Annotated in this window: 16 protein-coding genes, 1 pseudogene and 1 riboswitch; of the genes and pseudogenes, 10 read left to right on the forward strand and 7 right to left on the reverse strand. The window is 72.7% G+C overall.

Going from position 1 to position 19383, the window contains the following annotated elements; genetic code table 11:
- Positions 1 to 173: 173 nt before the first annotated feature.
- The 7 genes from H9657_RS12810 to H9657_RS12840 all read left to right on the forward strand — a co-directional run bounded on the left by H9657_RS12810 (position 174) and on the right by H9657_RS12840 (position 12722).
- Positions 174 to 6110, forward strand: a complete 5937-nt coding sequence (locus H9657_RS12810; RefSeq protein WP_318241476.1) for a DUF3320 domain-containing protein — start codon at positions 174 to 176, stop codon at positions 6108 to 6110.
- A gap of 113 nt (positions 6111 to 6223) precedes the next feature.
- A complete protein-coding gene (locus H9657_RS12815; RefSeq protein WP_191783798.1) occupies positions 6224 to 8872 on the forward strand; it encodes a hypothetical protein in 2649 nt (882 codons plus the stop codon).
- A 24-nt stretch (positions 8873 to 8896) separates the two neighbouring features.
- The gene (locus H9657_RS12820; protein WP_191783799.1) at positions 8897 to 9421 is read left to right on the forward strand and encodes a DUF6301 family protein; all 525 of its coding nucleotides are present in this window, start codon (positions 8897 to 8899) and stop codon (positions 9419 to 9421) included.
- A gap of 140 nt (positions 9422 to 9561) precedes the next feature.
- Positions 9562 to 9912: a DUF6301 family protein gene (locus H9657_RS19180; protein ID WP_225215269.1), complete on the forward strand. Its 351-nt coding sequence runs from the start codon at positions 9562 to 9564 to the stop codon at positions 9910 to 9912.
- A gap of 109 nt (positions 9913 to 10021) precedes the next feature.
- Positions 10022 to 10546: a DUF6301 family protein gene (locus tag H9657_RS12830; protein WP_191783801.1), complete on the forward strand. Its 525-nt coding sequence runs from the start codon at positions 10022 to 10024 to the stop codon at positions 10544 to 10546.
- 267 nt (positions 10547 to 10813) lie between these two features.
- A complete protein-coding gene (locus H9657_RS12835; protein WP_191783802.1) occupies positions 10814 to 11800 on the forward strand; it encodes an HNH endonuclease in 987 nt (328 codons plus the stop codon).
- An 82-nt stretch (positions 11801 to 11882) separates the two neighbouring features.
- Complete coding sequence (locus H9657_RS12840; RefSeq protein WP_225215238.1) at positions 11883 to 12722, forward strand: nuclease-related domain-containing protein; 840 nt, start codon at positions 11883 to 11885, stop codon at positions 12720 to 12722.
- Positions 12723 to 12774: 52 nt separating this feature from the next.
- On the opposite strand, the gene H9657_RS12845 is transcribed toward H9657_RS12840, so the two are convergent.
- Positions 12775 to 13764 (reverse strand): HNH endonuclease, encoded by a 990-nt coding sequence (locus H9657_RS12845; RefSeq protein ID WP_191783804.1) that lies wholly within the window; start codon positions 13762 to 13764, stop codon positions 12775 to 12777.
- Between the two features lie 275 nt (positions 13765 to 14039).
- A complete protein-coding gene (locus H9657_RS12850) occupies positions 14040 to 14618 on the reverse strand; it encodes a hypothetical protein (protein ID WP_191783805.1) in 579 nt (192 codons plus the stop codon).
- Between the two features lie 168 nt (positions 14619 to 14786).
- On the opposite strand from H9657_RS12850, the gene H9657_RS12855 reads away from it, so the two are divergent.
- Positions 14787 to 15365, forward strand: coding sequence for a DUF7255 family protein (locus H9657_RS12855; RefSeq protein WP_191783806.1), 579 nt, complete (start codon positions 14787 to 14789; stop codon positions 15363 to 15365).
- Positions 15366 to 15539: 174 nt separating this feature from the next.
- On the opposite strand, the gene H9657_RS12860 is transcribed toward H9657_RS12855, so the two are convergent.
- From H9657_RS12860 to H9657_RS12875, 5 genes and pseudogenes are all read right to left on the reverse strand, one after another.
- Positions 15540 to 16124, reverse strand: a complete 585-nt coding sequence (locus tag H9657_RS12860) for an SDR family oxidoreductase (RefSeq protein WP_318241477.1) — start codon at positions 16122 to 16124, stop codon at positions 15540 to 15542.
- Between the two features lie 76 nt (positions 16125 to 16200).
- A pseudogene (locus tag H9657_RS19715) lies at positions 16201 to 16320 on the reverse strand (SDR family oxidoreductase); the annotation flags it as partial.
- Positions 16321 to 16406: 86 nt separating this feature from the next.
- Complete coding sequence (locus tag H9657_RS12865) at positions 16407 to 16643, reverse strand: hypothetical protein (RefSeq protein WP_191783807.1); 237 nt, start codon at positions 16641 to 16643, stop codon at positions 16407 to 16409.
- A 55-nt stretch (positions 16644 to 16698) separates the two neighbouring features.
- Positions 16699 to 16881: an Rv0909 family putative TA system antitoxin gene (locus H9657_RS12870; RefSeq protein ID WP_136518377.1), complete on the reverse strand. Its 183-nt coding sequence runs from the start codon at positions 16879 to 16881 to the stop codon at positions 16699 to 16701.
- A gap of 219 nt (positions 16882 to 17100) precedes the next feature.
- The gene (locus tag H9657_RS12875; protein ID WP_191783808.1) at positions 17101 to 17772 is read right to left on the reverse strand and encodes a hypothetical protein; all 672 of its coding nucleotides are present in this window, start codon (positions 17770 to 17772) and stop codon (positions 17101 to 17103) included.
- 16 nt (positions 17773 to 17788) lie between these two features.
- Positions 17789 to 17900: riboswitch (SAM riboswitch) on the reverse strand.
- Positions 17901 to 18223: 323 nt separating this feature from the next.
- Here H9657_RS12875 and H9657_RS12880 point away from each other — a divergent pair.
- Positions 18224 to 18745 carry a DUF6318 family protein gene (locus H9657_RS12880; protein WP_225215270.1) on the forward strand — a complete coding sequence of 174 codons (522 nt, stop codon included), beginning with the start codon at positions 18224 to 18226 and terminating at the stop codon, positions 18743 to 18745.
- On the forward strand, positions 18733 to 19383 hold a 651-nt coding region (locus tag H9657_RS19185), incomplete at its 3' end, for a hypothetical protein (RefSeq protein WP_225215239.1). The genes H9657_RS12880 and H9657_RS19185, both read left to right, overlap by 13 nt.

Below are 19383 nucleotides of genomic sequence, written 5' to 3' on the forward strand. Positions count from 1 at the left end.
CGGCGCCCGCGCGCCGCGCCGACGTCACACCCCTGCCGCGGCGCCCCCACGCTCCCGCGTCGGACCCCGTCGCTACAGTGCGGGAGCGTCCCGGTGGCGCCGCTCCCGGACGGAGCGGTGCGTCGACGTGGAGACGACGAGGGCGCGTGCGCCCGACGGCCGAGAGGACGCCTGTGAACGACGGGGAGCACCACGCCGACGTCACACCCGGCGACGTCACGACCCGGATCACCGCGCCGCCGGTCCTCAGCTACGCGATGGCCCACAGCCGCATCGGCGTCATCGACGAGATCACCGTGACGCCCGTCGCGGCCGACACCCGCGGCGCGTCGCTCGAGGTCGACGTCGTCTGCGCGACGGGGTCGCTCGGCGGGCCCAAGGTCCACCTGCTCGACCTCGCGGCCGGTCAACCCACGACGCTGCGCGACGTCGACCTCGTGCTCGACCCGGCGCGCATGCTCGCGGTCGACGAGCAGCAGCCGGGCCGGATCCGCACGGTGCTGCGGGACGCCGCAGGCACCGTGCTCGGCACCGGGTCCGCCGACGTGCAGGTCCTCGCGTCGCACCAGTGGGTGGCCCGGCCGGCTCAGCTCGCGCTGGAGATGCTCGCCGCGCACGTCCAGCCGAACGCGGCGGCCGTCGCCCCGCTGCTCGTCGAGGCGTCGGACCTGCTGCGCGCGTCCACGGGGCGCTCCGCGCTCGACGGCTACCAGTCGGAGGACCCGGAGCGCGTCGACGCGATCGCCGCCGCCGTCTACGACGCGATGCGCGCGCGCGACGTGCGGTACGCCGAGCCGCCCGCGTCGTGGGGCGACGTCGGCCAGAAGGTCCGCACGCCCGCCGAGGTCCTCGAGGGGCGCCTCGGCACGTGCCTCGACACGACCGTCACGTACGCGGCGGCCCTCGAGCAGGCGGGCATCAACCCGACGCTGTGGCTCTTCGCGGGGCACGCCGTGGTCGGCTACTGGCGGCAGGAGACGACGCTCGGGATGGTCGCGACGTCCGACGTCGCGGACGTCGTCAACCTCGTCGACCTCGGCCTCATCGGCCTGGTCGAGACGACCGCGCTCGCGGGCGGCGTCGAGTCGAAGCCGTTCGAGGCCGCGCGCCGGGCGGGCAAGAACCGGCTCGCGGGCGACCTGTCGCAGGTCGTCGGCGTGACCGACGTGCGGCAGGCACGGCTCGCGGGGATCTACCCGCTGCCCAGCCGGTCGGTGGACGCCGACGGGCAGGTCGTCGTGCACACGTACACGGCCGGCGCGGGGCCCACCATCGCGGCGTACCGCGGCACCCCGTCGCAGCGCGCGGACGACGACCGGCGCGAGGTGCCCGCGCGCGTCGGCCGGTGGAAGAACTCCCTGCTCGACCTGAGCCTGCGCAACCGGCTCATCCACTACACCGACCGGTCGGGCTTCCGCCTCGAGGTCCCCGGGCAGGCGCTCGCGCGGCTCGAGGACCAGATCAGCGCGAACGTCGCGATCACGCTCGTCGCGTCCGACGTCGTCGCGGAGGTCGACGCCGCGCGCGGCACCCGGTTCGGCCGTGACCTGCCCGAGGACACGCGCGAGGTCCTGCTCGCCGACAAGCGCGCCGCGTACGTCGACATCACGAGCGCCGCGTACACCGGCAAGCTGCGGTACCTGACGTACAAGGCGAAGACGATCGTCGAGGAGACGGGGTCGAACAACCTGTACCTCGCGTTCGGCATGCTGCGCTGGCGGTTCAACGACCGCGACCTGCGCTCGCCGCTGGTCCTCGTGCCGGTGCAGCTGTCGACGACCAGCCGCGGGCAGGCCTACCGCATCCGGCTCGACGAGGCGGGCGTCTCGACCCCGAACTACTGCCTGCTGGAGAAGCTGCGCGTCGCGTTCGACCTCGAGATCCCGGGGCTCGCGGAGCCGGGCGAGGACTCCTCGGGCATCGACCTCGCCGCGGCCTTCGAGGCCGTGCGGCTGGCGATCGCCCAGGCGGGCCTGCCGTTCCGCGTCGAGGAGACCGTGGACCTCGCGATCCTGCAGTTCGCGAAGTTCCCGCTGTGGCGGGACCTCGACCGGCACTGGGAGACGCTGACGCGCAACCCCCTGGTGCACCACCTCGTGCACACACCGCTCGACGCGTTCACCGACCCCGCTCCCCCGCCGCAGGACGTCGACCTCGACGCGCTCGGCGCCGCGGTGCCCGTGCCGGCCGACAGCTCGCAGCTCGAGGCCGTCGCGGACGCCGTGGCGGGCCGCACGTTCGTGCTCGAGGGCCCGCCGGGGACGGGCAAGTCGCAGACCATCACCAACCTGTTGGCGCGCTCGCTCGCCGAGGGACGGCGCGTGCTGTTCGTCGCCGAGAAGCGCGCGGCGCTCGACGTGGTCAAGAAGCGGCTGGAGGCCGTGGGCCTGGCCCACCTGTCGCTCGACCTGCACGACAAGGCCGCGCGCCCCGCCGCTGTGCGGGCCCAGCTGCGCGCGGCGCTCGAGCTGCACGCCGCGCCGGACGTCGACGCGCTGCGCGCCGGCTCGGAGACCGCCGCGGCCGCACGCCGGCGCCTCGCCACGTACGCCGCCCGGCTGCACGAGCAGAACGGCGCCGGGCACTCGCTGTACTCGGCGCGCAGCTTCGACCTCGCGTCGGACCAGGCGATCACGCCGCTCGACGTGCCCGCCGCGTTCGTCGCGACGGCCACGCCGCAGCAGCTCGCGGAGGTCCGGGACGTCCTGCGCGACCTGCCCGAGCACGCCGACCTCGCGCGGCCTCGCCCGGCGCACCCGTGGCGTTTCGTGGACGTCCGCCCCGGCACGCCGTGCGACGTGCCGGCGGCGCACGCCGCGGCGCAGCGCCTGGACGCCGCGATCGGCGCCGCGCAGGACGCGGGCCTGGACCTGGCCCGGCTCGGGCGGCTGCGGTCGGTGGACGACGCGACGACGTGGGCGCGGCTCGCCGCCGCACCGCGGTACCCGCTCACGATGGTCGACGCCCGGCACGACCCGGCCTGGCGCCCGCACCTGCAGCGGCTGCGCGCCGCCGCGGACGCGCTCGCGGCCGGGACGGGCGCGTGGCGGCAGGTCGTCGGGCCGGACGTCATGCGGCGGGACGTCGCGGCGCTCCACGCGGCGGCGCTCGCGGCGGACGAGGCGGGGTTCTTCAAGCGCCGGGGCCGGCGGCGCGCGGTGCTCGCCCAGCTCGCGGATGTGCTCGTCGTGGAGCCGCGGGCGGTGCCGCTGAAGACGCTCTCGACGCTGACCGCCGAGCTGGCGGCGGCGTACGCGCAGGTCAGCGAGCTGCGCGCGCTGGTGCAGGAGGCGACGCTGCCGTTCGCCGCCGACGGCTGGAACCCCGGCGACCCGGTGGCGGCCGCGTGGATGCGCGACGAGGTCGACCGCCTGGTGTGGCTGGGTGAGGTGCTCGAGGCGGACGGCTCCGCGCTCGCGGGCGACCGGCGGGCGTACTACGCGGGCACCGCGAGCGGGGACGCGTCGGGGCCGCTGACCGAGCTCGCGGAGAGCTGGTCGGGGTTCTCGGCCGCGGTGGCCACGGACCGCGAGGCGCTGGACCGGTGGTGCGGCGACGACGGGTTCCTCACCGCGTGGTGGGCGACGCGGGGCGAGCGTCGGCTGGAGTGGGCGGCGTCGCTCGAGCGATGGGTCGCGCTGGTGCAGCACGTCGAGCCGCTGCGCCGGCACGGCATGGACGCGGCGCGTCGCGGCATCCTCGACGGCCGCGTCGTCCCCGACGACGCCGTGCTCGCGTTCGACCGCGGGGCCGCGCGCGCGTCCCTCGTCGAGCGTGCCGACGCGACCGCGCTCGGGGACTTCGACGTCGCGGCGCACAACCGCACGATCGAGCGGTTCACGCACGCGACGCGCGCGGTGCGGGCCGAGCTGCCGCAGGCGATCCCCGAGCAGGTGCTGGCGATGCGGCGGTTCGACGTCACGTCCGGTGCCGGGCAGATCGGCGGGCTGGTCCGCCAGCTCAAGCGCGAGCGCGGAGGCATGACGGTGCGCGCGCTCATGGAGCACTACGGCGAGCTGATCACGCAGATCATGCCGTGCACGCTCATGAGCCCGGAGTCCGTCGCGCGGTTCTTCCCCGCGCGTGCCGGCCTGTTCGACGTCGTCGTGTTCGACGAGGCGTCGCAGATCCGCGTCGCCGACGCGATCGGGGCGATGGGCCGGGCGTCGTCCGTGGTCGTCGTCGGGGACAGCAAGCAGATGCCGCCCACGCAGGTCGCCGAGACGAACGTGCGCGCCGAGGACGACGAGGACGTCGCGGTCGAGACCGTGGTCGACGAGGAGTCGATCCTCTCCGAGTGCGTGCAGTCGCGCGTGCCGAGCAGGTGGCTGTCGTGGCACTACCGCAGCCAGGACGAGTCGCTCATCGCGTTCAGCAACCGGCTGTACTACGAGGACCGCCTGTCCTCGTTCCCCGCGCCGCTGCCGAGCGACACCCGGCAGCACCCCGCGGGGTACGGGATCTCGCTGGTGCGTGTCGACGGCAGGTTCGAGCGGTCCGGCAAGGGCACGGCGCTGCGGACCAACCCCGTCGAGGCCGACGCGATCGTCGCCGACGTGCGCGCGCGCTTCGCGGCGTCACCGGGGCGCGCGCCGTCGCTCGGGATCATCACGTTCAACGCCCCGCAGCGCGACCTCATCGACAACCTGCTGCGCGACAGCGGTGACGCCCGCATCGTCGCCGCGCTGGACGAGGCGGACGGCCTGTTCGTCAAGAACCTCGAGAACGTGCAGGGCGACGAGCGCGACTGCATCCTGTTCTCCGTCGCGTTCAGCGCCAACGACCGCGGCGTCGTGCCGCTGAACTTCGGGCCGCTGTCCAAGCCCGGTGGCGAGCGTCGGCTCAACGTCGCCGTGACGCGCGCGCGGCGGCAGGTGGTGCTGTACGCGAGCTTCGCGCCCGAGGCGCTGCGGGCCGAGGAGTCGACGCAGGTGGGGACCAAGCACCTGCGCGCGTACCTGGAGCTCGCGGCGCACGGCGTCGAGGTCGGGGTCGGGGGCGGCCGGCGACGCGACATCGTCGACCACCACCGCGACGACCTGGCCGCCGAGCTGCGGCGGGCCGGGTACGCCGTGCGCACCGACGTGGGGCTCTCGGACTTCCGCGTGGACGTGTCGATCGCGACCGCCGACGACCCCGACCGGCCGCTGGTCGCGGTGCTGCTCGACGGCCCGACGTGGCACGCGCGCCGGACCGTCGCCGACCGCGACGGGCTGCCGGTCGAGGTGCTGCAGGGGCTCATGCGGTGGCCCGGGGTCGAGCGGGTGTGGCTGCCGGAGTGGGTGCAGCAGCGGCAGGCGACGCTGCTGCGGCTGATGGAGGCGGTGGAGCGGGCGCGGGAGGCGACGCGGGGGGTGGTGGTCGACTCGCTGCCGCCCGGGGAGGCTGAGGTCTCCGCGCTGCGGGTCGAGGTGGACGGGGACGTCGGCGACGGCGACGGCGTTCCTGACGAGGGCGAGGTCGTCACGGGGTCGGTCGCCGTGGTCGCGGCGGGTGAGGGGCACGCCGGCGCGCGCGCGTCCGTCCTCGACCGGGCGCCGGTACGGCGGCATCCCGCGGTGCGGGACCACGAGGAGTGGGCGCCGGGGGTGCTCGGCAAGGTCTCGACGCTCGACCGGCTCCCCGACGCACGGGCCGCCGAGCAGGTGCGCGCCGCGGTCGTCGACGCGATCACCGTCGAGGGCCCGATCCACCCCGACCGGCTCGCGAAGATCGTCGCGGGCGCGTACGGGCTGGGGCGCGTCGGTGAGGAGCGCAAGGCGTCGATCAGGCGGCTCGTGCCGGCCGAGAACCGGCCCGCGGACGACGACTTCTACTGGCCCGCGGGCGTGGAGCCCCGGACGTGGCTCGAGGTGCGGCGCGTGGCGAACGGCGGGAGCCGGCCGGTCGACGAGGTGTCGCTCGTGGAGATCGCCAACGCCCTGCGCGTGGCCGCGGATGAGACGGGTGGGGCGTCGGCGGACGAGCTGAAGCGTCGGGCGCTGCAGATGTTCAGGGGGAAGCGGGTCACCGAGGCGATCGGGAAGCGGCTGGACGCGGGGCTCGCGCTCGCGCTGGAGTGGGGACGCGTGCGGGTGCGGGGCGTGGGGACGTACGTCAGCGGGGGGTGACGCCGCGTCGTCGTCCCCGGCGTCGACGTCGGGTGTGGACGGCGGCTTCGCCCCACGGGCACGACCCGCTACGGTGCTCCGCGTCCGTTTCGTCCCGTTCGTGAGGTGCTGCCGTGCCACCCGCCGCCCCCCTGGCGCACCCGACCGAGGCCGCACCCCCGCGTGAGTGGTGGCAGGTCTGGGCGCAGCGGCGCGCCGAGTGGTGGGCCGCACGTCCCGTCCTCGCGCTGCGGTGGGCCAGGATCCGGGCGGTCAGTCTCTGGGTCGGGCTCGTCTGGCTGCTGGGGCTGCTCGTCCTCGTGCCGGACGTGCGCGTGTCGGTGCGGGCGTGGCTGGGCTGCGCGTGGGTCGTCATCGCGTGGTTCTTCCTCGCCCGGACGAAGACCCTGACGTGGAGCGCGTACCTGCGGTTCTTCACCGCGTGCATCCCGTGGTCGATCGGCATCGGGGTGCTCTCGACGTGGCTGGCCGCCACGGTCCTCGAGGTGCGCGTGGGCGGCAGCGGGCCCACGGTCGGGATCGCGTCCGTCGCCGAGGAGACCCTGAAGCTGGTGCCCGTGGCGCTCGTCGCGCTGCTGGCCCCGCGACGCGCCTCACGGTTCGCGACGGCCGACTGGCTGCTGCTCGGCCTTGCCTCCGGGACTGCGTTCCTGCTGGCCGAGGAGACGTTGCGTCGCCTGCGGCTCTCGGGCGGTGGACTCATCGGACTGCTCGAGCGGCTGCTGCACGGCGGCGGCCTGCCCGACGACTGGATCCGCTTCCGCACGTGGCCGGTGCCGACCGACTGGGAGCAGGCCGGTGCCGGCTTCGGTGGGCACGGGGTCGTCACCGCGATCGTGACCGGCCTGGTCGGCCTCGCCCTGGTCGCGGTACGCCAGGTGCGCGGCCGGTCGGACCGCGTGGCGGTGCTCGTGCGGGTGGGCGCGGTCGCCGCGCCCGTCATGGGGCTGGTCGTCGCGATCGCGGACCACGCCGCGTACAACGGTGGCGGGTCCGGCAGCAACGACGACGGCACGCCGTTCTGGCTGGACCCCGCGACGACCCACGTGCCGTGGTGGGTCCGCGCCAGCTGGTCGGCGTTCGGGCACGGGCACTTCCGACCCACGGTGTTCGTGCTGCTCGCGTTCGTCCTGCTGCTCGTCGACGGCGCGCGTCTCGCGCGCGTGCCGAGCGCGGCACTGGTCGAGACCCCGCGGCCGGACTGGGTCGACCAGGCGATCGTCCGCTGCAACATCGCCGCCGCGACCTGGCCGGCCGCACTGCGCCACGTGCCCGCTGTCGTCACGCTGGCGGTTCTCGGCACCGCGTGGGTGGTCGTGCGCGACTGGACGACGGCCCTGGCGGCGTTCGCGGCCGAGCCGGGCGAGTCGCGGCGCGTCGCCGCCCAGCGCGGCCTGACGGCGGTGACCGCGCAGCGCGCCGCGCGCGAGCTCGGCTACGAGCGCCTCGCCGGGCCCGTCGACGTCACCGTGCGCCGCGGCGTGGCTGCGGGAGCGCTCGTCGTCCTGCTGCTCGGGGCTCTCGTCCTCGCGCCCGTCACCGCGTCCGGGCTCGACACCCTGTACGACCACCCGAGCTGGCTCGCCGGCGTCATGGACGCCGTCGGGCGGTGGTGGCACAGCCAGTCGCTCGGCACGCAGATCCTCGTCGGCGCGGGCGTCGTCGCCCTCGTCGCCCTCTCGGGCGGCTCGCTCGGCGTGGCCCTCGGTGTCTCCGGCGTCCTGACGTGGGGCCTCGACAAGAGCCACGGCATCGCCACGTGGCTCCGCGACCCCCGCCAGGCGACCCGCGACTACCTCCTCACCGCCACGCCCTTCCAGATGCTGATGGACGGCGTCGCGATCGCCACGACGTTCGTGCCCGGCAGCTTCATCCGGTCACGGGGTGCCGCCGCCGTGCGTGGTGCGGTGGACGACGTCGCCGAGGACCCGGGACTGTGGCTGGCGCAGAAGCGCAGCACGGTGCAGAACGCACCGGTCCAGAACCCGGTGCGGGCTGGCGCGTCCCATCAGGTCTCGAAGAAGAGCATCACGGACCAGGTGAGCTTCCAGGCGAACGAGCACACGCAGGCGCTGGCGCCGCGCCAGGCGGCCGCCGCCGCGCACTCCGCCAACCGGGCTGCCGTCGCCCAGAAGCTGGACGTCCTGACGGACGCGGGCCTCTCCGTCTCGCGGCCGGATCTCGTCAACCGGCAGATCGACGGCACCGTGCGGCGCCTCAACAACGCCATCCGGACGGATCAGTCGCTCAGCCCCGAGCGTTCGGCCGCGCTCCGCCAGCACGTCGCCGAGCTCGAAGAGGCTGCACGGGCGGAGCATGCCAGCTCCACCGCGCTGAACCGTGCCTCCGCAGACCTCGGCGAGGCCGCCGGCAGGGACGCTCTGCGGTCCCAGGGTGCGGACATCGTCGTCGACGGGGCCGACGCCGGGCGGGACACGATCGACATCGTCGGACTCGTACATGAGCGGGACCAGCTGCTCTTCGTCGAGGCCAAGGGCGGGGGCGGCCGTCTGAGTACCGCCGGCCGCCTCCTGCCCGACAACACCCGAGCCCCTCAGGGGTCGCCCGCGTACCTGGCCGATGTCGTGCGCGTGGACAAGGCACTGCAGCAGTGGCTGCACGACAACCCCGACATCGTCCAGGGCCTCATGGACGGCACAGTTCGCCCGCGCTACCAGCTCGTCCACGCGACAGCGAAGGGTACGGTGCGGATCTTCGAGCTCACGGTCGATCCCACGCTGATCCGCCAGGCCATCACCTGATCCCCGCTCACGAGGAGACCCACGGTGCGAACCGCATCACCCGACCAGATCAGCGACCTGCTGCGCGCGTTCGGAGCCGTCACCTGGCCGACCGGGCGGCAGACCGCGCTCGACCTCGCCGCCGCGCGCGGGTGGTCGGTGGAGCTCGAGACGAAGAACTCCGTCAGCTTCATCACGAACCTCGGCACCAACGACGACAGCGCACGCGCGCTCGTGCTGTCGGACGAGGCCACCGACGGACTCCTCGACAAGCTCACCGTCAACGTCTCGGACGCAGAGGTGGCGGCGCCGGCAGAGCTGAGGAAGGCCTACACCGACCTCTGCAGGGTCGCCGAGAACGCGCTGGGCGCACCGGCATACGTGGAGCGGGGGTCGAACCCGCGGACGTTCTGGGACCTCGACAACGGCGGGCGGGTCGGCTTCCAGCGGCTTGACGACATCGTGATCATGATCCTCATCTCGCGCGACGCCGCCGACCTCCTCCGTGAGGACAAGCGACTGGGCCTCGACCCGAACCGCATCACCGGGGCGGGAGACGAGGACCTCTAGACCGTCACCAGCACCGAGGGCGCCCAACGGAGGGCCCGCGTCCTGCCGGCTCACGACGGCGAACCCGACACGATCTGGCCGTGGCAGACCGAGGAGGACATCCCGTGCAGACAGCATCCGCCGGCCAGATCCGGGCGCTCATGCGTGCCTTCCGGGCTCTGATCAGGCCGGACGGTGCAGACGGCCGAGTCCTCGACCTGACGGTCCACGTCTCCGACCGGGATCCCGGGACGCCTGCAGGTCTGGACGAGGCCCAGCGAGACGTGGCGGCTGCGGTCCAGGCCGAGCTGGGCGAACCGGTGCGCACCGACGCGTGGGAGCACGCCCGGACCGCGTGGGACATCGCCAGTGGTGGACGAGTCGTGGTCCAGAGGCTCGAGTCCGTCGTCATCGTCCTGCGCTCGCAGGAGGTCGCGGACCTCGAGCGTGGCGAGGAGCGGCTGGGGATCGACTCCGGCCGCATCCCGGGTACGGGACGCGAGGCCCTGTGAACATCGCGCTCCCCTCCAGGGATGCCCGCGCTCGCGGACCGCATCGCCTGCCTCGGTCGCACGCCGCCTTCACGTCCTCCAGACGTGACCGCTCGGGACGAGGCCCCTGATGCGAACAGCCAGACCCGACCAGATCAACGACCTGCTGCGTGCCTTCGGCGCCCTCACGTGGCCGGCCGGGAGGCAGACCGCGCTCGACCTCGCCGCCGCTCGCGGGTGGTCCGTGCGGCTCGAGACACGGAACGCCGTCCGGTTCACCACGAACCTGGGCACCAACGACGACAGCGCGCGGGCGTTCGTGCTGTCGGACGAGGCCACCGGCGGAACCCTCGACAAGCTCACCGTGAACGTCTCCGACGCCGTCAAGGAGGCACCGGCGGAGCTGAAGAACGCCTACACCGACCTCTGCGCGCTCGTCGGGACGACGCTCGGCGCACCGGCCCAGGTGGACCGCGGGTCGCTCCCGCGGTCCACCTGGGACCTCGCGAACCGTGGGCGGGTCGGCGTCCAGCAGCTCAGCGACATCGTGATCCTGATCCTGCTGTCCCGCGACGCCGCCGACCTCGCACGCGAGGAGAAGCGGCTGCGGATCGACCCGGATCGAGTTCCCGGGACGGGGCACGAGGACCTGTGACGATCCGCCCCGCAGGTCGGACGTCTCGGGACACTCCGTGCGGGCCCGACGCGCCCTAGATGTAGTTGCCCGTGAGGTTGTGAACGCAGCCGCGCTCATCGCCACGGGAGGTGCACGACCGTGCGCCCCCCCGTCCTCCCGCTGGCCACGGCGGCGGCCATGACGCTGCTCGGCCGGTACACCGTCGCCGGCCGGCGCGCGCCGCCACGAGGGTGAACGGCCGGAGGAACACTTGTCGCGCGGGGCGCCGGCTGATGAGCTCGGCCCATGGAGGTCCAGCGGCGGGTCGGGTCGGCAGCGACGCCGACCGCCTGGAGCTGCTACACGCGGACGACCGACGAGCTCGTCGGCGGCGGGTACGGCGACGTCCTGGGGCACCGGTACGAGTACGACTCGAACGTCGTCAACCACAAGGCGATCGCGCCCGGTGACCTGCTGGTCGTGCGGGACGGTCAGCTGATCCTGGGCCACGGCGTGGTCGAGGACGTGACCAGCGGACCTGGCGTGAAGACGATGCGCCGGTGTCCTCAGTGCGGGTCTGCCGACGCCACGGAGCGCAAGCGGGCACTCCCGCGGTACCGCTGCAACGACTGCAAGGCGGAGTTCGACGAGCCGGTCCTGAAGGACATGGCGGTGACCCGGTACTCCGCCGTCTACCGCTCTTCGTGGCGGACGCTCGACTCCCCGCTGCCCGTCCGCGCGCTCGAGGGTGTCTACGCCGGCGCCGACCGGCAGAACGCGATCCGCCGGCTCGACTGGGCGCGGGCGCTGACGATGCTCGAGGAGTTCGGGGGCGTCGAGGAGGCGCTCGAGGCCGAGCTGCTGCGCCACGGCGCCCCGATCACGGGCGGGCACGTCGATGCGGTCGTGCGACGACGCGTCGGGCAGCAGCGCTTCCGCGAACGGCTGCTGGACCGGTACGGGCCTACGTGTGCTGTCACCGGCGCCCAGCCGGAGATGGTCCTGGACGCCGCGCACCTCTACCGGTTCGCGGACCGCCCGGAGCACGCCGACGACGGCGGGCTGCTGCTGCGCGCCGACGTGCACCGGCTGTTCGACCGGCTGGTACTGACGTTCCACCCGCGGACGTGGACGACGCAGGTCGCGCCGGTGCTGCTGGAGCGGCACGAGAGCCTGGCCGTGCTCGACGGGCGGCGGATCTCGGTGCACGACACGCGGCTGCCGGACGTGGGGCTGATCGAGGAGCACCATGCGGCGGCGAGAGCGCGGTGGAAAGAGCTGGCGCGGGTGTAGCGGTCCGCACGACCGGGCGAATCGAGCGGGTCGGACTTCAGACCGGCCCCTGCCGTACCGACCTCCCCGGCATGGAGCCACGATGAGTGAGGCCGGCTACGGCGCCGAGCAGGAGGCCGGTCGCCGGGCTCGCAGGGTCGCACGGTTGCGCGAGGAGGCGGCCCGCGGCGAGGCGATCGACGAGGACGTCATCCGTCGAGCGCAGGCTGCGCAGCGCAACTGGTCGGTCGGAGCGGAGGGGGAACGCCTCGTCGCCGCCAACCTCGCCCACCTCGAGCGGTACGGCTGGGTCGCGCTACACGACCTGCGGTGGCCCGGCCGGCAGCGCGCCAACATCGACCATGTCGCTGTCGGGCCTGGCGGCATCGTCGTCATCGACGCGAAGAACTGGTCCGGCCGCGTCGCCGTCGCCGAAGGCAACCTTCGGCAGAACGGCTACGGGCGCGCGTCGTCCGCCGACGGCGTCTCGCAGGCAGCGGCCGACGTCACGGCACTGCTCGCACCGCAGCACCGCACGGCCGTACGGGCCGTGCTCTGCCTCGCCGCGCAGGACCAGGCACCGACGCCCGTGCAGGGCGTGGACGTGCTCGGACGGTGGCAACTCGCGGAGTACCTGCTGCGGATGCCGCCGCGGTTGTCGGTGTACGACGTGGCGGACGTCGCGCGGTACCTGGAGGACGAGCTGCGGAGGCCGTTGGTGCCGACGCCGGCCGGTCGGGCACCCCGGCGATCGGCTACTGCAGGTCAGCGCACCAGGGCGACACGCGGCACGGGTCGGTCGCCAAGGCGTACGAAGGAGCGAGGGATGTCGAAGCGGCGGGCCGCCGTCGTCGAGTTCATGCTGACGATCGCCGGGATCTTCGCCGTCTACCAGATCGTGATGCACATCCTGCGCTCGTACGCGAGCAGCATCGGCGGGTGAGGGCGCCGCGTTCGGGCGCAGCCGACCCACGCGGAATACGACGCACGGTCGGTCAGCCCGCCTGATAGATGTGACCCCGGTGCCACTGTGCGTACTGCACGTCCACGACGGTCGCCGCGACCGGCAGCGCGAGACGCTCGTACAGGTGCGGCGACTCGAAGTACCGCCGGACCTCCGGCCGCTGCTCTCGGTCACGCACGAGGCTGGGCGCCACGGTGATCCGCAGGTCATCCTCGATGGTGAGCAGCCCTTGGTCGAAGGCGGCGTCGTGCGTGGGGCACGCGGCCACGCCGTTGGCGACGTGCAGACGTTCCCTCCTGGTCGCGTCCCGCCACGGCTTCACGTGGCTCGCGCGCAGCAGGTGGGACGGGCCTGCGCTCGGTGCCGCGAACCCGCAGAAGACGCATGCGTGACCGCAGTTAGCCAGGACGTCCCGCGCGAACCGGTGCTGGCCCACGCGGACCGCTGCGAGGGCGATGCGCTCAGTCTCCCGCTCCCCGTAGCCTGCGTCCGCGAAGCTCTCGAGAGCCTCTTCGACGGCTAGCTCCAGCACGCTCAGCCCGAGCTCGTCCTGGCCGAGCAACCGAACTTGCCCTCCTGGCTCGATGCCGAGGAAGTCTGGCAGCACGGCGCCATCGACACCGGCTGCCCGAGCACCTGCGAGGCAGGCCCGATACGCCCCGGCCAGGCTCTCGGGGTCGCTCCTCAATGTCGCCGCGACGAGGATGTCGTTCCTGTTCCCCTTGGGGCGAGACCCGTCGAGGTTGTCCATCTTGGCGATGATGCTCGTGGGCGGCCGCCGGAAGAGGCCTGCAAGTTCCGGTACCGGCCTCGGTGCCCGGCTGGCAGCGGCACTGCTGTAGCGCGAGCTGTCCACGAGGTACATCGCTGCCAGACAGAGCAGCGTCTCGACTGGTGTGAAGTTCTCCTGGCGCTGCCCCAGACCCACCGGCGAACGGCCGAGGATTGCGATCCACTGCTGGTGTGCTGCGCGCGGCGTGATGTCGACGTAGTCAGTCGCTGTGTAGCGAGTCCGGCTCATGCTCTTTCCTCGTCATCGCAGCGCCCTTAGTTGACACCGAGCCGACGCTCCGTGCCCTACCGCTTCCTGCACGTGCGGCGACACTCCAAGTGCCGGTGTCATGCGCAGAGAGAGGCGTATGAGGCGGGACCGCCCAGGTTTAGGTCGACTCCTGGCGTGCGACGTCGTTGTTCGTCTGACGACCCCTCGGGGCCCGCTCAGGTGGCGCAGAACCTTGGCACTTGCAGCGGCCGAGGCAAGGCCCAGCCTCGCTATGCGGCCGTAGTCAGTCCGCCTTACCAGACCGGGAGAGATCCGATCCATGGGTGGCCAGCGGGAAGCCCGACCCGCTCCTCCATCGCGTACTTCCGGAGCACCGGCGGGAGAAGCACAGGGGCGTCATGCGCCGACTCGAGGAGCAGATCCCACCTGTCCTCATATCCGACAAAGGCGGCCAACGACGAGCGAGCATTGCTCAACGGAGTGTTCCGTTTCCCTGCACGGACTCCTGGCTCCGTGAGCCAGTGCTGGTGCTCGATCCAGATGGTGGCCGCCACATGGTCCCGCGGCACGACGAACGTCCGCATATTCCCAGCCGGACTCGGGTCGATCAGAACGAACACGAACCACTCCCGGTCGTTCAGGGCGACACCTTGGGAGTTGGTGCCCAGCGGCCAGTCGGGGTTCTTCGCCGCCGACCGTATGCTCTTCACCTGCACCTCGATCGCGCGCCGCTCCCCGGTCGTCTGCGCCGCCAAGATGTCGGTCCGCGCGAGACCATCCCTGGTCAGGGCGGGTGCCCACCCATGGCGCGCGAGCATGGCGCAGACGTAGTGCTCGCCGATCGTCCCCGTCATCTTCGTATCGACAGCCATGGGAGCAGTGAACACCTTCCGCGCCCGGCACATCGATTGACGCGCGACGACCACATAGCGCAATCGCTCCACCCGGACCAGGCTGTCTGCAGACCCGCGGTGGCAGCCCCACGCGCGCGACTTCACGTCTGACCAGCGCGCGCACCGAGGGCGTGCTTTCCTTGTCCAATGCCAGTCGGGGATTGCGAACGAGCCTTCATCGCTGCTGCGGCGGCCGACGGACTGCCGCTCGTGCGCGCCCGTGCCCCCTGGCTGAATCAGCGCGGACACCTGGGCCTGCCTCCCGGCGCTGAGCCGGTACGTCGGGCACTCGCTGACATCTTTGCCGCGCTCGATGGCGACCCAGTCTCGCAATCGAGGAAGCGGCTGACCGCTCTTCCGGGCGACTTCGTTCACGAACCGACAGGCACCTTCATCGAGCTCGACGAGTCACAGCACTTCACCTCCTACCGGTTGCTGACATTCGACCACTACCCGGCCGACGCAAGGCTGGGCTTCGACATGGACGAGTACAGAGCCCTGTGCAGGGAGTGGTCGCCGAGGTCGGACAAGTACCGCGCGAGCAAGCCCGCTGTTGGATTCGGGCCTGGCGGTCGTCAGCGTCAGCGCGCATACCACGATGCTCTCCGTGACCTCGTGATTCCCGCCGTCGTCGGCCGCCCCCTGGTCCGTGTGCAAGCGCCCTACCGCGACGGCACGGCCGCCTACCAGCGTGTGCGTCACCGGCTGCTGGCGGCGATCGAGTAGGCGCTGCCCCACTGCAACTTGCACTGGATGCTCGCGCGGCGCCGTCCTGCAGCGCCTCGGTCGGCAGGTGGCCTATGTCCGCACTTGGAGGGTCCTGGCGGACGCCGACTTCGTGGCGCGAGAGCAGGAGATCTGCCCCCTCGGCGTTCGACGCCGAGCCGCGGCGAGTGTTCGTCACGGCCTCGGTACCTGTGGACTGGCGCACCGCGGATGCCCGCGCCACACCGTCCGCCACCCCTCCGACTCCATCCCCGCCCCCGCCATCGGCCCCATCCGCAGCATCCCGCCGTCGACAGGCCACGACGCCCCGTTCACGTCCCCGGCCTCAGGCCCGCACAGGAACCGGACGACCGCGGCGATCTCGCGCGCATCACCGGGCCGCGGCACGGGGATGCCCGGCCGGCGCTTGCCCGCGAGCGAGCTCTCATCCTCCTGCCCCGTCATCGGCGTGGCGATCTCCCCGGGCGCGACGGCGTTCACGGTGATGCCGTGGTCGGCGAGCTCGAGCGCGGCGACCTGCACCAGCAGGCCGAGGCCGCCCTTGGCGACGCAGTAGGCCGCGGAGCCGACCTTCGGCGCGTGCTCGTGCACGCTGGTGATGGCGACGATCCGCCCGCCGGCGCCCTGCCGGACCGTGTGCCGCGCGGCCGCCTGCAGGCACACGAACGCACCGTCGAGGTCCACGGACAGCACGTGCCGCCGCTCCTGCCAGGCGGTGTCGACGAGCAGCGTCGAGGTGCCCGTGCCGGCGTTCAGCACGGCGGCGTCGATGCCCCCCCATCGCGGTGATCGCCTCGTCCACGACGGGCGCGGCTGCCTGTGGGTCGGACAGGTCCGGGTGCACGACGTGCGCCTGCGCACCCAGGGCCTCGACCTCCGCGGCGGTGGCGCGGGCGTCCTGGTCGTCTTCGTGCCACGTGATCGTGACGTGCTCCGCACCGTCGGCGAGCGCCACCGCGGTGGCCTTGCCGATGCCCGAGTCCGATCCGGTGACGAGTACCCGCCGCGGTCACGCGCCGGCGGTCGCGTCGGGCTGGGCGCTCAGCGGTCGCCGTCCTGCCCGTCGTGCCCGACCAGCGGGTCACCCTCCAGGTCACCTCCCGACGACGGGGACACAGGGTGTCCCGTCCGGTCGAACGTCGGACCGTCCCCGCGAGGCCCCTGCGGGTTCTCGCTCGGCCCCGACGTCTCGTCGAGCGCCTCGGCGAGCCCGTCGTCGGTGCCCGTCCCCGTCGGCTCGATCTCCGTCGCCCCCGTACCCGTCACGTCCTTGCTCATGCCGCTCCTCTCGGCCGCCCGGGCCGGGCACCGCGCCCGGCCCGGACGGAGGTCGTCACTGGTCGCCGATCTTCTTGTCCGCCGCCGACTGCGCCTTGTCGAGCTGCTCGTCGTGCTTGCCGCCCGTGGCGGACGAGGCCGCGTCGGAGCCCTTCTCCAGGGCGGCGTCGCTCGCCTGCTCGCCCTTCTCGCCCTGCATCGCGTCGGACGCCTTGCCCTTGAGGTCGTCGATGCCCATGCCTGCTCCCCCTCGGTCCTGCGGAGGGCCTGCCCGGCACCCGGGGCGACGAGCGGGCCGCACCGGGCGCCCCGGCGCCGTTCCATCCTGCGTCGACCCCTGGACGCCCGCACGCGCACCACGGGATCCGCACGGCACCGCGCCTGCCGAAAGCCGAGCCGATCGCACGTCGTGTGTCGCTGCGACCAGCGGGACAGCGCTCTCGCGAGTCGACGGCCGTCAGCAGCCCCCCCCTGGCGGCAGGGCGATCTCGTAACCGAGTCCTTGCAGGGCTCGGACGTGATCGATCCCGTCGTCGTGGCTGCCCGGCAGGTCCCAGGGCGACACGAGCCGGCCCGTCGCGTCGGCCTCGTAGATCACCGTGGATCCTCCACCGTCGCGCTGGTTGGCCAGGACGAGCACCCAGTCGATCGGAACGTCCGCGACCCGGCGCAGCCGGTAGGGCGGGTCGAGGTGGTAGAGCGTGGCCGTGTGCGGCGGAGCGAGGTCAGCGCCCTCGGCGTCCGCCCGCGGCTGCAGCATGGCGACGAGCCACGCCACCCGCGTGCCCGGCCGACGCGCCGTCGCTCGGACGCAGGGGGTCCAGTGCTCACGGGACGCGACGGCGACATACCGGTCACCGACGCGCACGACGCCGAAGTCGTACACCCACACCGTCGGGTCTCCGCTACGGAGATGCCGCACGAACGGCTTCGGGTTGTGCAGCCACCAGCTCGCCCGCTCACCCGAAGGATCGACGAGCTCGATGCGATGCGGACCGACGCGCGTTGGCCGCCACGGGGTGCCGTCAGCCTGGACAGCGCGGGCGACGAGGTCCGGCCGGACGACGTGACCGGGAGCGTCGGAGACGCACGCGAGGTGGGTGGGGTCGTCGAGGTGGAGATCAGGCACGGGGTACTCCGTCAGGTCGAGCATCTTCCCGTGCCGGCGGCGCGGGCGGATCTTCCTCCGGGGGCACCGTGCGCTCTGCGCGGTTGCCAGTCGGCCAGCCGGAGGGCTTGAGGCCGAGCTTCGTGATCGGGAGAAAGCGTAGGACTGACGACTGACAGCGACGAGCCGGTGCCACCTGCGCGGGCCCGTGCTGGAAGGGCTCGGCTGGCAGGTCCTCCGGGTGCCCGCATGGCGGGCATTGGCGGAGGCAGACGTCGTCGCGGAGGAGATCGCCGCCGTCACCCAGACCTAACTCGGTGCCGCGCGGGACGGTTGAATGCATCCGTGATGGATCAGATCGCTTGTCCACAGGTCGAACCGACCTACACCCCTGGAGGTGCTGAACCGGTACTTTTCCGACATGAGGATGCATAGGCGCAGGCGGCTCGCTGCCGTCGCAGGTGTGGGACTGATGTTGGGTGCGTGCACCAGTCCCGCTGTGCCTGCGGAATCGACTGCGGTGGCGACACTGACAGCGGAACCGAGTGTCGCTGCTACGACGACGCCGAGCGCCACCACTACCGCGCCCCCCTTACCGGCGGAGATGAGCAATGCCGACATCACCGGCGCCGAGGCCGCCGCGCGGTACGCCATAGCTGTGCTCAACCACGCCTCCGCGACGGCTGACGTCTCGGAGTGGACGCGCCTGACAGCGCCAGATTGCGAAACGTGCGCAGGCTTCACCAGCGACATCACGGAAACCGGACCAGATCCGGATGGAGTGGTCCTGGTCGAGTCGTCGAAGCCGACCGAGATCAATCCTGGGACTTTCTACACGGTGGCGCTGATCGTGAGCCAGGAGCCCTACACGCGGCCTGACGGAAGCGCGAGTGAAGGTGGCGGGTTCGCACTCCTGCTCGCACTACGATTCACAGACTCTTGGACCGTCGAGGCCATCGACGTAGGCCCGTCGGACGCCCCATGGGCCAGTTGAGGCGGCGGGCATTCGCCTGGTTCGGTCTGCCTGTAGTCGTCGCCCTCGCGCTCGTCGGTGTCGTGACACCCGCTGCGGCGGCGCCGGACATTGAAGCTGCGCTCGGGAACGACGGTGCAGCGCACTTGGCAGCAAGTGAGACCGAGGAGATGGCCCGGCAGATCCGGAGCATCCCGCCGGAGCAACGCCTGGTCGGCTACGAACGATCGCCTTACTGCCGCGAGGCGGCCGGCATCTGGGTCAAGGGCTTCCCCGACGGCACTTGTGCACCCGGGGCCAACTTGGCCACCACCGCAGTCCAGTGCGAGGAAGGCGACACCCTCGTGATGCCCATGTGGATGCACACGCGCCCCACGCCTGCCTCGCCATGGGGCCCCTGGGACGACATCGACCCGGGCGGCTGCGGCGTCGACCTGCTGCCCGTCCTGACCGAGGCCGACTTTCGCCGACTCCCGCTCCCCGCACCCGCCCTCACGCTGCAACCCGACCGCGGCTGGGTCCTGATCAACATCGAGACCATCGTCTCCACCGACCCCAGCCCGGTCACCCTGCGCACCGAGCTGCTCGGCTACGGCATCACCGTCGAGGCCACCCCCACCCGCTGGACCTACGACTTCGGCGACGGCCACACCCTGACC

It is taken from the genome of Cellulomonas avistercoris (assembly GCF_014836445.1).
In the GTDB taxonomy this organism is placed as follows: domain Bacteria; phylum Actinomycetota; class Actinomycetes; order Actinomycetales; family Cellulomonadaceae; genus Cellulomonas; species Cellulomonas avistercoris.

Bases quoted from the DNA above. Each gene is read 5' to 3' on its own strand.
- H9657_RS12845 (WP_191783804.1), bottom strand. From the start codon at position 13,764: ATGAGCCGGACTCGCTACACAGCGACTGACTACGTCGACATCACGCCG.
- H9657_RS12865 (WP_191783807.1), bottom strand. From the start codon at position 16,643: ATGAGCAAGGACGTGACGGGTACGGGGGCGACGGAGATCGAGCCGACG.
- H9657_RS12880 (WP_225215270.1), top strand. From the start codon at position 18,224: ATGTTGGGTGCGTGCACCAGTCCCGCTGTGCCTGCGGAATCGACTGCG.
- H9657_RS12840 (WP_225215238.1), top strand. From the start codon at position 11,883: ATGAGTGAGGCCGGCTACGGCGCCGAGCAGGAGGCCGGTCGCCGGGCT.
- H9657_RS12850 (WP_191783805.1), bottom strand. From the start codon at position 14,618: ATGGCTGTCGATACGAAGATGACGGGGACGATCGGCGAGCACTACGTC.
- H9657_RS12830 (WP_191783801.1), top strand. From the start codon at position 10,022: ATGCGAACAGCCAGACCCGACCAGATCAACGACCTGCTGCGTGCCTTC.
- H9657_RS19180 (WP_225215269.1), top strand. From the start codon at position 9,562: ATGCGTGCCTTCCGGGCTCTGATCAGGCCGGACGGTGCAGACGGCCGA.
- H9657_RS12835 (WP_191783802.1), top strand. From the start codon at position 10,814: ATGGAGGTCCAGCGGCGGGTCGGGTCGGCAGCGACGCCGACCGCCTGG.
- H9657_RS12870 (WP_136518377.1), bottom strand. From the start codon at position 16,881: ATGGGCATCGACGACCTCAAGGGCAAGGCGTCCGACGCGATGCAGGGC.
- H9657_RS12855 (WP_191783806.1), top strand. From the start codon at position 14,787: ATGCCAGTCGGGGATTGCGAACGAGCCTTCATCGCTGCTGCGGCGGCC.